The sequence below is a fragment of the Stutzerimonas marianensis genome (assembly GCF_022810315.1).
In the GTDB taxonomy this organism is placed as follows: domain Bacteria; phylum Pseudomonadota; class Gammaproteobacteria; order Pseudomonadales; family Pseudomonadaceae; genus Stutzerimonas; species Stutzerimonas marianensis.
Genome location: NZ_JALGRD010000009.1, coordinates 124,954 through 140,684 on the forward strand (window position 1 = coordinate 124,954; position 15,731 = coordinate 140,684).

Below are 15,731 nucleotides of genomic sequence, written 5' to 3' on the forward strand. Positions count from 1 at the left end.
GATATCAGGAGTATCGAATGGATCGTTACACGACCCTGCACAGCTTCGTACTGGTCGCCGAGAGCGGCAGCTTCGCCGCCGCTGCGCTGAAGGAGGGTGTGACGCCCGTCGTCATGGGCCGCCGGTTGGACGCGCTGGAACGGCACCTGGGCGTCAAGCTGATGCACCGCTCGACGCGCGGGCTGGCACTGACCGATCTGGGCGAGCAGTACCTGGAGCGCGCCCGCGGGTTGCTGAAGGATTTCGAGGAGGCCGATGCCAGCATCAGCCACCACGGCACTTCGGTTCGCGGCCATCTGGTGGTCTCGGCCCCGGCGGCATTCGGTCGCCGGCACATCGGCCCGCACGCACCGGCCTTCCAGGCGCGATACCCCGATTTGCAGCTGTCATTCAACTTTACCGACAGCGTGGTGGACCTTGTGCGTCATGGCTATGACATGGGCATCCGCATCGGCGAGGTGACCGACCCCAACTATGTAGCCATCAAGCTGTTTCCCAATCGCCGTGTGGTCTGCGGCGCGCCGGATTACTTCGAGCGCCAGGGCGTACCGCGTACGCTCGAAGACCTGTCGCGGCACAACTGCCTGGCGTTCAACCTGCAGGGCGGCCAGCAGCGCGGTTGGACCTTCCTGCGCGACGGCAAACAGGTGGCGATCCGCGTGGCCGGCAACCTGGACTGCAACGACGGTGAACTGTTGTTCGACTGGGTCAAGCAGGGCCTGGGTATCGGCTGGCGTTCGACCTGGGAGATCCAGGCCGAACTCAAGCGCGGTGAGCTGGTGACGGTGCTCGACGAGTACGCCTTGCCGGCCTACGACATCCAGGCCGTCTACCCGCAGCAACGTTACCTGCCGGCCAAGGTGCGCTACTTCATCGACTACCTGAAGGGCGTCTACAACGCACCGGGGTATTGGGAGGTGCGCTGAGGCGAACCTCGCCGCGCCGGGACGAGTCACAACAAGGGTCATCGACCGGTGCGAGGCTACCTGTGGAATCCTTGAAAATCGCCACCTTCAACATCAACGGCATCCGCGCGCGGCGGGCCAACCTGCTCGAATGGCTTGAGCGCGAGCAGCCCGACGTGGTCTGCCTGCAGGAACTGAAGGCACAGGACGCCGACTTTCCCATCGATGACATCCGCGCCGCCGGTTATGGCGCTATCTGGCAGGGGCAGAAGTCCTGGAACGGTGTGGCGATTCTCGCCAAGGGCGACGATCCTCTGGAGATCCGCCGTGGCCTGCCGGGCGACCCGGACGACACCCACAGCCGCTATCTGGAGGCGGCCGCGCACGGGGTCATCGTCGCCTGCCTCTACCTGCCCAACGGCAACCCCCAGCCGGGGCCGAAATTCGATTACAAGCTCGCCTGGTTCGAACGCTTCATCGAGCACGCCGCCGGCCTGTTCGCCAATGGCCACCCGGTGGTCCTGGCCGGTGACTACAACGTGGTGCCAACCGACGAGGACATCTACAACCCGCGCTCCTGGACCAAGGACGCGCTGCTGCAGCCGGAAAGTCGTGCCTGTTTCCAGCGGCTGCTGGATCAGGGGTGGACGGATGCCCTGCGCGCCAGGTATCCGAACGAGCGCATCTATACCTTCTGGGATTATTTTCGCCAGCACTGGCAGAAGAACTCAGGCCTGCGCATCGATCACCTGCTGTTGAACGCCGATCTGGCGCCGCGCTTGATCGATGCCGGTGTGGATCGCTGGGTGCGTGATCAGGAGCACGCCAGCGATCATGCGCCGACCTGGATTACGCTACGCGGCGAGGCGGGCGACGAAGCGAAACCGGACAAACCCGCCAAACGCAGCACAGCCAAAAGCAGCCCCAAAAAGGGCTAAACTGGCCGGTGCCAGCAATCAGCCGGCGCTTTCCGCTTCCGCTGGAGCCTGCCGCCCCATGCACCGCCCCCGTCGTGTTCCCACCTGGATAGCCGCCTTCGCTGTCCTGCTGCATCTGTTCGCGATGCCGCTGATGGGTGCACAGATGCGCGCGAGTGGCGCGTCGGGAGGGCACTGCCCGATGGCCGAGGCGAGCCGGCACGCCGGGCACGGGGCGCATGCCACGCACGCGGACCCCATCGAACACGCCGCATCCCAGCACGCGGCAGGCGAGCCAGCGCCGGACCGGAGCCATCACCAGGGCATGCCCTGTTGCTGCGCTGCCGGGGCGGGATCGCTGGCTGCCATTCCGGCCAGTTCGGCCGTGCTGCACGACCCTCGGCTGGTGCCACACGGCAGCCTGCTGCCGGCCGCCGCGCCGCCGGTATCGCCCCGATATCGCTGGCCCAGCCTGAACCCCCGCGCCTCTCCATTCGCCTGATCGATCCTGTCTTGTCTGTCCGGTAGCCGCCGGTGGTTGCGTTCGCGCCGCTGACCGTTGCCGGCCCTCGCTGCAGGCCCGCGTCCGGGCGGCAGCGTGAACATACGGACCCGCCTTTGTAGGCGCGAGCTTGCTCGCGATCCCGAGCCATTGCAGTGGCCGCCTGCAAGCTGGCGCCTACAGAGAAGCTGCAGCCATTTCGATCGAGTAAGCACTCATGACTTCAACTACCGGCGACGCGCGCCCCGAGGCGCAACCACTGGCGGCCCGCACGCAGCAGCCCTTGATGGCGCTGCTGATTCGTCTGCACCTGTACGTCGGCCTGCTGGTCGGCCCCTTCATCTTCGTTGCCGCGCTGAGCGGCCTCGTCTATGCGTTGACGCCGCAGCTGGAAGAGCGGCTCTATGCCGAGCAGCTGTATACCGACGGCATGGGCGTACCCCTGCCATTGGCGCGGCAGATCGAGGTTGCGCAAACGCATATCGGCGACACCGCCACGCTGTCGGCGGTGCGTCCGGCACCGCGGCCCGGCACCACCACGCGGGTGATGTTCAAGGCGCCAGGCCTGGGCGAATCCGAAAGCCGCGCGATCTTCGTCGATCCGGTGAGCGGCGAGATTCGGGGTGACCTGCTGGTCTATGGCACCAGCGGTGTGCTGCCGTTACGGACCTGGCTCGATCAGTTCCACCGCAGCCTGCTGCTCGGCGAGCCGGGGCGGCTGTACAGCGAACTGGCCGCGTCCTGGCTGTGGGTCGCGGCACTGGGTGGATTGGCGCTGTGGCTGATCCGGCGCCGGCGCGCAGCCGGATCGACGCGGCCGTCGGGGCTGCGTCGTTGGCATTCGACGCTGGGGCTGTGGCTGTTGATGGGCCTGCTGTTCTTCTCGGCCACCGGGCTGACCTGGTCGCGCTGGGCGGGCGACAACATCGGCGTCGCGCGTGCCGCGCTGGGCATGTCCACGCCCAGCGTCTCCACCGCGCTGGAGGGGGGCGAGCCGGTCGCGGCGGCTGGCGAGCATGCGCACCACGGCGCGATGACCATGTCCGGGCTGCAGCCCGCCACGCCGGCGCTGTTCGATCAGGTTCTCGCCGCGGCACGCGAGGCGGGTATCGAGGCGGGCAAGGTCGAGATCGTCCCCGCGGCGGCGTCGGATCGGGCCTGGACGGTGACGGAAATCGATCGCCGCTGGCCGACGCAGGTCGATGCCGTGGCGGTCGACCCGCGCAGCCTGCGCATCACGGATCGCATCGATTTCGCCACCTTTCCGCTGGCGGCGAAGCTGACCCGCTGGGGCATCGATGCCCACATGGGCTCGCTGTTCGGGCTGGCCAACCAGCTGCTACTGGCGGTCACCGCGTTTGGCCTCGCGAGCCTGGTGGTCATCGGCTACCTGATGTGGTGGCGCCGTCCTGCGCCGGTCCGGCGGATCGGTTTGCGCGAGTCGCTGGCGGGTCTGTCGTCGCGCGCCAGGGGCACGGTCCTCGCGCTGGCGCTGTTGCTGGGCGTCTGCCTGCCGGTACTGGGTGTCAGCCTGTTGCTGTTCCTGGCGATCGAAGCGCTGCGTGACGGGTTGGCCCGCCCGGCGCCGGTGCGTCAGTCGGGCTGATCGGCGCCTGCGGACTGCCAGCCGCCACCGAGCACCTGGTACAGGCGGATGAGCGCGTTGAGCTGGCTTTCCCTCAGTTGCACGGCGGCCAGCTCGGTGTTGAACAGGTTGCGCTGAGCATCCAGGGTTTCCAGGTAGGACGAGTAGCCGCCGCGGTAGCGGTCCTGGGCGTAGGTCAGCGACCGTTCCAGTACCTCGCGGCGCGCGTCGACGCGTTCGCGCTGCTGCGCGAGATTGTCTACCGCGGACAGGCTGTCCTCCACTTCGCGAAATGCCTGCAGTGCTGCGGCGCGATAGGCGAACGCCGCCTGGTTGCGCTGCGCGGTGGCCAGGTTCACGCCCGCCTCGAGACGCCCGGCATCGAAGATCGGCGCGAGCACGCTGGCGCCAAGGTCCCAGACCCGCACCGGGTCGTAGTCCAGCGAATCGACGAACAACCGGCCGAGGCTCGCCGACAGCTGCACCTGCGGCAGGTAGCGATCACGCTGCGCCTGCAGGTTGAGGTCGCTGGCGGCGAGTAACAGCTCGGCCTGGCGAATGTCCGGCCGCCGGCGCAGCAGCGTCGCAGGCAGCGCGCCGGGCGCGGGCGGTGCCTCGAGGGTGAAAAGCGCCGCGCCGCGCCGGATGTCGCCCGGTAGGCGGCCGGTCAGCAGGCTCAATGCATTTTCCTGCTCGCGGATGGCCTGCTCGAGCTGCGGTACCAGTTGGGCGGTGGCCTCGTACTCGGACTGGGCCTGGCTCAGTTCCAGCTCGGAGGTGTAGCCGAGCGCGGCGCGGTCCTCGGCGACACGCAGGGCTTCGGCGCGTGATTCGAGCGTCTCGTGGGTGACACGCAACTGGTCGTCCAGAGACAACAGCGAGACATAGCCCTGCGCGGTGGTGCTGGCAATCGCCAGACGCAGGGTGTCGCGCTCCGCCTCGCTGGCCTGGTATTGCAGCTCGGCGGCGTCGCGCAGGCGCCGCAGCCGGCCCCAGAGATCGATCTCGTACGACACCTGCACGCCCGGCTGGAACGCGGTGGTGTGCGTCAGGCCCAGCACGCTGAGTTCGCGTGTGCGCTGGGCGCCGAAGACCGCGTCCAGGTTCGGCAGCAGCGAGGCGCGAGACAGGCGGATCTGCTCGCGTGCCTGTTCGACACGGGAGGCGGCGATGAGCACGTCGGTGTTGTTCGCCAGGGCTGCGTCGACCAGCGCGGTCAGCTGCGAGTCGCCGAACTGGCGCCACCAGTAAGCGGACACCGGGGCGGGCCGCGCCACCTCGTCACGCCAGCCAGGCGGCGTCTCGACCTGTGCCTCGGGCGGGATCGGCTGGCGCGGCGGTGCGCAGCCAAGCAGGGCGGTCGCGACCAGGCCGCTCAACAGCAGGCACGCGGCGCTGTTCATCGCGGCGCGTCCTCGGCCAGAGGCTCGGCGCCTGTATCCACGTGCGTCACGACCGACAGCCCGGGCCGCAGCCGCTCGAGCAGCGGCTGGTCCGGATCGAGGCTGATGCGCACTGGCACGCGCTGGACCACCTTGGTGAAGTTGCCGGTGGCGTTGTCGGCGCGCAACAGGCTGAATTCCGAGCCGGTCGCCGGAGCCAGGCGCTCGACCCGCCCGGTCAGGCGTGCGCCGTCCAGCGCATCCACTTCGATCTGCACCGGCTGGCCCGGGCGCATGGCGAAGGTCTGGGTTTCCTTGTAGTTGGCGATCACCCAGCGCTGCTCCGGCACCAGGTAGAGCAGCTGCGAACCGGCCGTGACGTACTGGCCCTGGCGCACCGTGACTTCGCTGACGCGGCCGTCGCGCGGCGCAATGATCCGGGTGTTGTCCAGGTCGATCTGTGCGCGCCTGAGGTTCGCTTCGGCGATTTCGACCTGCGCCTGCAGGCCGCCGCGGGAGACCTCGCTGGCCTTGAGGGTCTGCTCGGCGATGGCGATCGCTGCGCGTGCCTGTGCCACCTGCGCGCTGTCGGCGCGCGCCGTGGCGCGGACCTGATCGCGCTCGCGAATCGAGACCGAACCGCGCTCGGCCAGCTCGTTCACCCGTCGCTCGTCGGTGCGTACCCGCTGCAGTTCGGCTTCGGCGGCGGCCAGTTCGGCGCGGCGCGACGCCAGCGTGGCGCGGTTGGAGGCGAGGGTCTGCTCCAGGTTCTCCAGCTCGAAGCGGCGTGCGGCCAGTTCGGCGCGGCGCTGCTCGACGATCTGCCGATACTGGCGATCATCGATCTGCACCAGCGGCTGGCCTTGTTGCACGGCTTCGAAATCCTGCACCCGTACCTCGGTGACGTAGCCGTTGACCTGCGGCGCGAGCACCGTGATCTGCCCACGCACGTAGGCGTTCTCGGTCACCGCCACGCGTCCGCCGAACGGCCAGAGCTGCCAGGCGTACAGAATGGCGAGCACGCCCACCAGCGCCACCAGCACCATCAGGATCACCGAGCGGCGGCTGGGTTTGATCGTCTTGGGCGGGTCGTCGGGCACGGGGCCGGCGTCCGTAGCGCCGGGAGCCTGGGTGGCGGGTGGGGTGTCGTCGGGGGTGGGCCTGTTGTCGCTCATGAAGCTGCAGTTTTCCTGTTCTGCCGCGCGATGCGCAGGGTGTGGAAAAGGGTCCAGCCGAACACGCCGATGGCGAGCATGCCGATCAGCCGGAACACGTCGTTGAAGGCCAGCACATTGGCTTCGCGGGTGATGGCCTGGCTCAGTTGCGCCGCGCTCTGCGCCTGGCGCAACCCAGGGTCGCTCTGGCGGGGCGCGAGCGCTTGGCTGCCGGCCTGCAGCCGCGCCGTGAGACGCGGATCGCCCGGCACTATTTGCTCGGTGAGGTGGCTGGAGTGATATTTCTCGCGTACCACCTGATAGGTGCCGAACAGCGCGGGCGCGGCGAGCCCGCCCAGGCTCTGCGTCATGGTGAACAACACGATGAAGCTGACCAGGTAGTTCGGCCCGTTGCTCAGCGCCCTGCCGATGCCGGTGAGCAGCAGGGGGCCGAGGAACATGCCGCTGGCGAAGGCGAGCAGGCCCTGGCTGAGGAACATGTCGTGCGGGCGGGTAAGGCTGGTGGCATCGATATCGAGAAAGCTGGCAATCGCGATCAGCACGATCGACAGCAGGATCTGCGGAAAGGCCATGGCCGGGCTGAAGGTGAGGGCGCTGCCGGCGATGCCGAGCACCAGCCCCAGCAGGATCACCGCATACAGCGGCTGGAGCTGCTCTGCGCCCATGCCGAGCGTTTGCAGCAGGCCGACCGCGCCGTAGGTCTGCTCGGACAGCAACAGGCGCAGGGCCAACGCGCCAAAGGCGAAACGCAACATGGCCGCGGTGCCCAGCCAGCGCGTCTGCAGAAGCGGGTTGCGCCGATGGTGCTCGATCATGAAGGCCGCGCTGATCAGCAGGAGGGCGGCGATCAACGCGTAGCCCAGCCAGGGTTGTTCGGTCCACCAGAGGATGCGGCCTTGGGCGAGTACCGCGGCGATCAGCGCCAGCGCCGGAGCGAGCAGGGCGAAGGTGACGAAATCCAGCGGCTCGAAGACCTTGATGCGCTCGCCCAGCGGCAACTTGAGCACCACCACCGCCGCCAGCGAGCAGAGCGCCAGGCCGCTCTCGAAGACGTACAGACGGTGCCATTCGCTCATGTCGAGCAGTGCCGGCGACAGCAGCCAGGCCAGCGGTGTGCCCAGTTGAGAAATACCGAAACCGAAGATCACGCCCTTCGGCAGCCCGGCCTTGCCGAACGCCTGGAGCATGTAGAACAGGCCCAGCGACGAGGTGGTCGCCGCAGCCAGGCCGCTGGCAGCGCGCACGAACACCGCCATCTCCAGCCCCTCCACGAACACGTGGGCAATGCTCAGCAGGGCATAGATCGTCAGCCCGACCTCGGCGAAGCGGCGCAGGCCGAACTGCTGGCGGACCTTGATCAGCAAGAGGTTGGCTGACACGTTGACCATGAAATAGGCCGCTGGCAGCCAGGCGCCTTGCGACGGCGTCAGCCCCAGGTCGCCCTGGATGGCTGGCAGGTTGGCAATGAACAGCGCGTTGCCCAGCCCGCCGGTGATACCGACCAGCACGGCGACCAGCGCATAGGCGACGCGCAGCCGCATCGGATGCACGAGGATCGCTGGCGATCCGGGCATCGAGGGGCGCTCGTGGGGCTCCCAGCGCGGCACGGGTTCAAGGTAGTGCGGCATCGTTGGTACGGCTCTGAAACTGGAACGGCGCGGCTACGCCTCTGGCACTGCCGGTCCAGTTCGGACAATGAATGCAGGAAATGATTGGTCACATTCTAAAACCAAATGATCCCTGCTCCGGCCGGTTGATCCTCCGGCGGTGTGTTCACACCGCGGTCAGCCACTCGGCAGCCCGTGACCGGATGAATTGACGGGCGGCAATGGCTATGCAAAAGTCGCTGGAGTCTTTACGGAATGTAATTTCGCACTGCGAAATTACCGTGTAGTTCCGTGTATCGCCGATTACAACGACAAGACGGTCAGGACGAATTGCCATGCGTACTCCATTTCGGGCGAGCAGGCCCGGCTTCCCGATGCTGAAAGCGCTTCCCGGGCGATGCCCATCGTCTGCCAGGGAGGGGAACTGATGCTCCTGTCGGAACGGAAAATGGCGCCGGACGAGCGCATCAACGGACGCTGGGCGAGCGAGCTGCTCGCCGAACTGCCGCAGCGGTTGAGTACGCGCATCCTTCAGCATGCCCAACAGTCGCCTGACCTGGCGGCGCTGGTCGACGGCGAGGTGCGCTGGAGCTATGCCACGCTCGCGGAGGAGATTCGTGCAGCCATGATCTGGCTCACCGAGCTGGGTGTGCGCCCGGGGGATCGGCTGATGAGCGTGGGCGAGAACTGCCGGGCGCTGGTCGTGCTGTTGCTGGCGGCCAGCGAACTCGACGCCTGGCTGGCCATCGTCAACGCACGGTTATCCGCCGCCGAGGTGGATGCGATACGCGAGAACTGCGAGCCGCGGCGGATCTTCTATACCGTCGGCGCCTCGCCCGAGGCGCGCGAGCATGGCCAGCGCCACGGCGCGGCAATGGTGGATCACCCGGGGCTGGGCGAGCTGATGATCGGCGCGCTGGCCCCGGCCGAGCCGGAACCGGTGCATGCCAGCGGCGCCGAGCAGGTGGCGGCGATGATCTACACGTCCGGCACCACCGGCACGCCCAAGGGCGTGATGCTCACCCACCGCGGCATCCTCTACATCGCCTCGATCTCCGGCGGCATGCGCCACCTCAGCGAAGGGCAGCGCGTTTATGGCGTGCTGCCGATGTCCCACGTGTTCGGCCTGGCGTCGGTCTGCATCGGCTCGCTGTACAACGGCGCTTGCCTGTACCCAGCGCCACGCTTCGAACCGGCGGCCTTGCTGCGCGCGCTGAGCGAGGAGCGGATCACCGTATTGCAGGGCGTTCCAGCGATGTATGCGCGCTTGCTCGAATACCTCAATCAAGCGGGCCTGCGCCTGCACGCGCCGGACCTGATCTACATCTCGGCCGGCGGCTCGCCCCTCGATGGCGAGACCAAGCGGCGCGTGGAGGCCAGTTTCGGCCTGACTCTGCACAACGGCTACGGCCTCACCGAAGCCAGCCCGACGATCAGCCAGACCCGTATCGACGACCGGCACACCAGCACCACAGTGGGGCGCGTGCTGCCGATGCTCGAATACCGCCTCGAGCCGCTGCAGAGCGCCGATGCCGATGCACCGGAAACCGGCGAGCTGTGGATTCGCGGTCCCAACGTCATGAAAGGTTATTTCCGTCAGCCGGAAGCGACTCGGGCTTGCCTGACCGAGGACGGCTGGCTGAACACCGGCGATATCGCCCGGGTCGACGAACACGGCGAGCTGTTCATCGTCGGACGCAGCAAGGAATTGATCATCCGGTCGGGCTTCAACATCTACCCGCCCGATGTCGAGGCGGTGCTCAACTCGCATCCGCTGGTCACGCTCTCGGCTGTGGTGGGGCGGCAGATCCCCGGTAACGAGGAGGTGGTGGCCTTCGTCCAGTGTGCGGCTGGGGCCGCGCTGACCGAGGCGGAGCTGGCGCGCTTCGCGGCCGAGCGGCTGGCGCCCTACAAGCGGCCGTGCCAGATCGTGCTGGTGGAGGCGTTGCCGGCGACGGCGACTGGCAAGATTCTCAAGGGGAAGTTACGGGAGCGGGCGCAGGCGATGGGTAGTCCTCTGGCGCCGTTGAGCTCGGCTGGTTAATGCTATGGAGAGCCGATCTGGCCTGGGCGACGCCTGAGCGCCGTTAGTTTGGGCGATTGGCGAGTTGTTTGAGCGCTTGGTTTCGCCCTGCTGGGCGAGTCACTTTCTCTTGTTTCGCCAAGAGAAAGTAACCAAAGAGAAGGCGACCCCGACATGCGGATTGGGCCTCTCCGGTTTGCTTCGCAAAACTCCCCTTCCTCCTGAAGAGGGGCTGGGTCCGAGTCGTCTGAGGATCTGTTGTCAAATCAACTCGGTGGACGGCTTCGGCCGACCACCCTACGGCTCTTGCGTTTCGTTGTGACCGCACATGCTGTCAGACGACACCAACTGCCCCTTTCAGGAGGGTGAGCGCAATCGTTGCGTAAGGGAGCGAGCCGCATGGATGCGGCGAGAGGCTTAAAGGGCCATGGATGGCCCTTGTAAGCCGGCCCCTGGAGCGGCGAGGGAGTGAACGAACCCCGGCGCAGCCGGGGCCGGATGGCGGGGCAAGCGTTTTTGCTTACTTTTTTCGCGACTGAAAAAAGTGAGTCGCCCCGCAGGGCGAAACCCTGCCATCAGGCACCATCGCATCAGCAGGGCGAAACCATGCCCTCAAACACCACCATTCGCCTAAACCAGCATTACAAACTGAATCGACAGCAATCACCCGCCACTGACCAATAGCCTCGATCAGCGCGGGTCGGGCGCCGAAAGCTCCACCTCAAACAACCACCGTCGGCTGAACCCCTTCTCGCCGCTGGCTCCACCTCGCCAGCAGGATCGCCGGGACAGCAGCGGCGACACCCACAATCAGCAGCTGCAAGTGACTGAACGGAATCGGCCCGCCGCCGGGAATCGCCACGCACAGCCCGGCGATGAGGATCAGTGTCCGGGTCACCGCCTCGACCGCGATGCTGTGGCCCAGCCGGCCGACGCCGATCAGATAGCCCTGCATCGCCGAGGCGAAGAGGATTATGCCGAGCACCGCCTGGCAGAACACCAGCGCGATCTCCCACAGTGGCCCCTGCATGATCAGCGCGGGGTTGAGCACGAACATGAACGGAATGAAGTAGATCACGCTGCCCAGCCGCATCGCCTGCAGCCCGGTCTCCATCGGCCGCGCGCCGGCCACCGTGGCGGCGGCGAAGGCGCCCAGCGCCACGGGTGGGGTGATGAAGCTGAGCATGCCCCAGTAGAGAATGAACATGTGCACGGCCATCGGGTCGAGCCCGCCGCCCTGGATCAGCGCCGGGGCGAGCGCCACGGCAAGGAAGATGTAGGCGGCGGTGACGGTCATGCCGATGCCCAGCACGAAACTGGTCAGCGCGCCCATGATCAGCAGCAGCGGCACGCTGCCGCCGGCCAGGTGGATGAAGTCGTTGGCGATGGTGCCCGACAGGCCCGTCATCGACAGGGCGCCGACCAGCATGCCGACCCCGGCGAGGATGGCGATCAGCTCGGCGAACAGCTTCGCCGCCGAGCCCAGGGTGTCGCCCACTTCGCTCCAGCCCCAGCGGTGCTTTTTCGAGAATTGATTCATCACCAGCAGCAGCGCCGTGGCGTAGAAGGGCGCCACCGCTTCGCGCTGCATCACCAGCAGCATCCAGACCAGCAGGGCGAAGACGAAGATGAAGTACCAGCCTTCCTTTAGCGTCTGCTTCACCGACGGCAGCTCGGCTTCCGGCAGGCCTTCGATCTTGTGGCGCGCGGCGTAGGCATCGATCTGGATGAACAGGCCGAGGAAATACAGCACCGACGGGATCACCGCGGCCAGCGCGACCGCCGCGTAGGGCACGTCGAGGAACATCGCCATGACGAACGCCGTGGCGCCCATCACGGGAGGCATCAGCACACCGCCTGTGGAGGCGCAGGCCTCGACGCCCCCGGCGAACGAGCGGCTCATACCGATGCGGCGCATGGCAGGTATCGACAGCACACCGGTGGTCAGCACGTTGGTGATGACGCTGCCGCTCATCGAGCCCATCAGGCCACTGGCGAAGATCGACACCTTGGCCGGCCCGCCGCGCACGTGCCCCAGCAGGGCGAAGGCGAGGTTGATGAAGAAGGCGCCGCCCCCGGACTTCTGCAGCACCACACCAAAAATCAGGAAGCCGATGACCAGCCCGGCAAAGGCCTGCAGCGGCACCCCCATGACGCTTTCGGTGCTCATGGTGTGGTAGACCGCGGCCTGTTCCAGCGTTGAGGGGAAGGCCTGGATCGGGCCGGGCATGATGTCGGCGACCATCGGGTAACAGGAGAACACCGCGACGATGGCCGCGATGGGCCAGCCGCCGGCGCGCCGCGCCGCTTCGATAATCAGGATCCAGAAGGCGTAGCTGAACCAGACCGCATGGGTCGGGGCGTCGAAGCCCCAGCCACGCTCGAGGATGGCTTCGGCATTGACCACGAAAAAGCCGCTGACGATGGCCGTGGCGACGAACAAGAGGTAGTCGTACCAGGGCACCGGCTTGTCCTGGCCGGAAGCCGATGCCGGCCACAGCAGGTAGACCAGCGGCAGCAGCAGCGCGACCACGGCGTAGTAGAACTGGGTCTCCAGCCCGGTGATGACGCGCAGCAGACCGATGTTGAACAGGTAGTCCAGGGTCATCAGCACAAGCGCCACGGTGACCGCGGCGGGCAACCAGCGCAGCGCGCGTGGCAAGGTGCGCACGCGGCTGATCATTTCCTTGGCTTCGACCGCTTTGGCTTCTGGGGTCTCGCTATTCATGGGGATGTTCCGTGCTGGGCTGCCGAGGGTGGCGACGAGGTGACCCGGCACGGGGCCGGGTCAGGTTCGGACCGCGTGGTTACTCGAAGACAGGCGTGAAGCCGGCCTCGGTCAGCGCGGCGGCGCGCGTCTTCATCCAGGCCGCGGCAAAGGCTTCTTCGTCATCGGGCGTGTCGCCAGCCGTGAAGGTTTTCCAGGTGTCGAGCAGCAGGTTCTGGCGCTTGATCAGCTGGTCCTGGTGGGCCTGCATCTCGTCGGTCCAGGTGCCGATTTCCTTGTAGTACTCGACCACGGCGTCATGGAACGGCACCACCCAGGTCATGTCCTGGTTGTCGGCGGCATAACCCGCAGCGCCGGGGGCGCTGTTCTTGTAGCTGTCGTAGTTGTCCTGCAGCGCCTTGACCAGGCCGTAGGCGGTGTTGTCGTCGAGGTCGGCGTTGGCGACGACGATGGGGTAGGGGTAGCTCGCGCTATCGACCGGGGTGTCCGGCGAAATGCCGCCGGCGCCCGAGGTGGCTTTCAGTGGCTGGAAGTAGGGCGCCACAGCCTTCATGCGCTGCCAGCCGGCCTCATCGTTCGGGTCCAGCACCGGCCAGGTCACGCCGCGCGGGCTGCTGGCCAGCTGCTGGGCGGGCGGGGTGACGGTGGTGGTGAAGGAGGCATCCACGTCGCCGGCGATGATGCCGTCGAACGAGCGGGCGTAGCCGGGGTAATCCACGCGGGTCACGTCGTCCCAGGTCAGGCCGCCGAAGGCGAGAAAGGCCTCGGTGCCCTTGTTCAGCGCGTCGTCACCGCGGATATAGGCGATGCGCTTGCCCTTGAGGTCCTCCGGGGTCTTCACGCCGAGGTCGCCGGCCACCGCCAGCGACAGGGCGAAGGTGGCGCTGGAGGTGGTCAGCACCCGCAGCGGCTGCGGGCCCCAATCGCGGTTGGCGAACATCAGCACGCCTTCGGCGCCGTAGTAGCTGGCGATGCCGCAGGCACAGAGCTGCACGCGGCCGTTCTTCAGCGGGGTCATGCGCGAGACGTCGTTGTCGCCCGGCAGGACGCGCACCGACGTCCCGTACTCCTTCTGCAGCATGCCGCCAATCGCGACCGCCTGCGCGTAACCGCTGGAGTTGGTGCCATAGGCGGTCCAGGCCATGGTTCGGGGGAGTTCGATCTCTCTTGCCTCGAGGGTCGTCGCGAGGCTCAGGCAGACAGGTAGGGATGCAATCAGGAAAGGACGGGCAAGGCGACGCATGTTCACTCCTCGGCTTTGGAAAGCCTCTTATTGTTTTGCAGTGCGGTACTGAGTTTTGCATCTGCGACCGATACTAGGAATCCCCGGCGTCATCTGTCAAACCCGGCGGACGGGAGAAGGCGGGCGGTCTGGCCGACGGTTGCCATCGGTCAGTACAGCGGGATGTGCCGATGTGGTCAGACTCGGCGACGACCGGTCGTCCGTTAGGACGCCGGCACCAGGGAAACCGACGACACTGCTGAGAGGCCCGTCTGCCGCTGGGCGCGGGTGGTCAGCCATCAGCCGTCGATGCGAAACGGCGCTTTTCACCGGAGGTGTGGATGCTTCAGAACGTTCGGCTGGGCCCCGAGATGTTCGAAACGGCCGGCGATCCGGCCGCAATGCTGCGCAATATCGAATCAGCCGGGCATTCGGTGGGCGACATGCTCTGCGAGGTGCTGCGCTCGGTCCGTTCGCACCTGGATATGGACGTCGCCTTCGTGGCGGAGGTGGTGCAGGGTTTGCGGGTGTTCCGTCATGTGGACGGTCGCAGCGATCCCCTGCCGATCTGCGTGGGAGGTGCCGATCCGCTCTCGGACAGTTATTGCCAGCGGGTCATCGATGGGCGGTTACCACAGCTCATCCCAGACACCAGCCAGTTGCCCGAGGCGGCGAGCCTGCCGATCACGGCGATCCTCGCCATCGGCTCCTACATCAGCGTGCCGATCCGCTTCAGCGACGGACGCCTGTACGGAATGTTCTGCTGTTTCAGCGCCAAGCCCGACGAGACGCTTAACGAGCGCGACCTCGACACCTTGCGGCTGTTCGCCGATTTCGCCGGGCGTTTGTTGGAAACCCAGTCCAGCGAACAGCGCGAGCGCGACGAGAGAACCGCCCGCATCCGCGGTGTGCTCGACGAGCGGGCCTATGAGGTGGTCTACCAGCCAATCGTCAACCTGATGCATAACGAGGTGGTCGGCTACGAGGCGCTGGCGCGCTTCGCGGGCCGTCCGTTGCGCAGCCCGGAGCACTGGTTCAACGAGGCGGAAAAGGTCGGCCTGCAGTGCGAGCTGGAGATCGCCCTGGTCGCCCAGGCACTCAAAGGCCTGGCCGACATTCGCGCGGATCGCTACCTGTCGCTGAACGTCTCGCCGGACACCATCATTGGTGGCGCGGTGGGGCAGTTGTTGCAAGACCAGCCGCTCGAACGCCTGATGCTCGAGGTGACCGAGCACGCCTCGGTGCGCGACTACGGCCTCATCGCACAAACCCTCGAGCCGATGCGTGCCCGGGGCTTGAAGCTGGCGGTGGATGACGCCGGGGCCGGCTATGCCAGCTTTCGCCACATCCTCAAGCTCAAACCGGACGTCATCAAGCTCGATGGCAGCCTGATCCGCGACATCGATAGCAACCGCGACTGCCGTGCGCTGGCCTCGGCACTGATCCGCTTCGGACAGGAAACCGGCAGCAAGATCGTCGCCGAATGCGTGGAAACGGAAGCCGAGCTGGACATCCTTCGCGAGTTGCAAGTCAGCAAGGCGCAGGGGTACCTGCTGGGACGGCCCATGCCGCTGGCTGACGTCGGATAGGCGTCCGGGCCGTACGGGCCACGCGGAAGATCATGCTGGCAAAGCGTCATGATAAACATTGACCTTTGACAATGATTCTCATTAAGTCTAGCCTCC

The 15,731-nt window shown here is 66.7% G+C and carries 11 protein-coding genes; 6 read left to right on the top strand and 5 right to left on the bottom strand.

Translation table 11 applies throughout. The features are described 5' to 3' along the window. Positions 1-17: 17 nt before the first annotated feature. The 4 genes from MST27_RS16650 (at position 18) to MST27_RS16665 (ending at position 3,930) form a co-directional block, all read left to right on the top strand. On the top strand, positions 18-926 hold the full coding sequence (locus tag MST27_RS16650; RefSeq protein ID WP_243607062.1) for a LysR family transcriptional regulator: 909 nt from the start codon (positions 18-20) through the stop codon (positions 924-926). A gap of 62 nt (positions 927-988) precedes the next feature. Further along, positions 989-1,843, top strand: coding sequence for an exodeoxyribonuclease III (gene xth / locus MST27_RS16655; RefSeq protein WP_243607063.1), 855 nt, complete (start codon positions 989-991; stop codon positions 1,841-1,843). 58 nt (positions 1,844-1,901) lie between these two features. Then, positions 1,902-2,324 (top strand): DUF2946 domain-containing protein, encoded by a 423-nt coding sequence (locus MST27_RS16660; protein ID WP_243607064.1) that lies wholly within the window; start codon positions 1,902-1,904, stop codon positions 2,322-2,324. Positions 2,325-2,541: 217 nt separating this feature from the next. Next, positions 2,542-3,930 (top strand): PepSY-associated TM helix domain-containing protein, encoded by a 1,389-nt coding sequence (locus MST27_RS16665; protein WP_243607065.1) that lies wholly within the window; start codon positions 2,542-2,544, stop codon positions 3,928-3,930. Here MST27_RS16665 and MST27_RS16670 read toward each other — a convergent pair. The 3 genes from MST27_RS16670 to MST27_RS16680 are packed head-to-tail and all read right to left on the bottom strand — an operon-like array spanning position 3,918 to position 8,040. Further along, a complete protein-coding gene (locus MST27_RS16670) occupies positions 3,918-5,312 on the bottom strand; it encodes an efflux transporter outer membrane subunit (protein WP_243607066.1) in 1,395 nt (464 codons plus the stop codon). The two genes, MST27_RS16665 and MST27_RS16670, sit on opposite strands and share 13 nt — an antisense overlap. Further along, entirely contained in the window at positions 5,309-6,466 is a 1,158-nt protein-coding gene (locus MST27_RS16675; protein ID WP_243607067.1) for an HlyD family secretion protein, read from the bottom strand. The genes MST27_RS16670 and MST27_RS16675 overlap by 4 nt, the downstream gene beginning before the upstream one ends. Further along, complete coding sequence (locus MST27_RS16680) at positions 6,463-8,040, bottom strand: MFS transporter (RefSeq protein ID WP_243607068.1); 1,578 nt, start codon at positions 8,038-8,040, stop codon at positions 6,463-6,465. Before MST27_RS16680 ends, MST27_RS16675 begins: the two co-directional genes overlap by 4 nt. Positions 8,041-8,500: 460 nt before the next feature. Here MST27_RS16680 and MST27_RS16685 point away from each other — a divergent pair, with 460 nt between their 5' ends. Further along, complete coding sequence (locus MST27_RS16685) at positions 8,501-10,117, top strand: class I adenylate-forming enzyme family protein (RefSeq protein WP_243607069.1); 1,617 nt, start codon at positions 8,501-8,503, stop codon at positions 10,115-10,117. Between the two features lie 700 nt (positions 10,118-10,817). Here MST27_RS16685 and MST27_RS16690 read toward each other — a convergent pair. Both MST27_RS16690 and MST27_RS16695 read right to left on the bottom strand, forming a co-directional pair. Next, positions 10,818-12,824, bottom strand: a complete 2,007-nt coding sequence (locus MST27_RS16690; RefSeq protein ID WP_243607070.1) for a TRAP transporter permease — start codon at positions 12,822-12,824, stop codon at positions 10,818-10,820. Between the two features lie 79 nt (positions 12,825-12,903). Then, positions 12,904-14,067, bottom strand: coding sequence for a TAXI family TRAP transporter solute-binding subunit (locus MST27_RS16695; RefSeq protein WP_243607071.1), 1,164 nt, complete (start codon positions 14,065-14,067; stop codon positions 12,904-12,906). 320 nt (positions 14,068-14,387) lie between these two features. Between MST27_RS16695 and MST27_RS16700 the strand changes: the two genes are divergently transcribed. Beyond that, positions 14,388-15,635, top strand: coding sequence for a sensor domain-containing phosphodiesterase (locus MST27_RS16700; RefSeq protein WP_243607072.1), 1,248 nt, complete (start codon positions 14,388-14,390; stop codon positions 15,633-15,635). Positions 15,636-15,731: the final 96 nt, after the last annotated feature.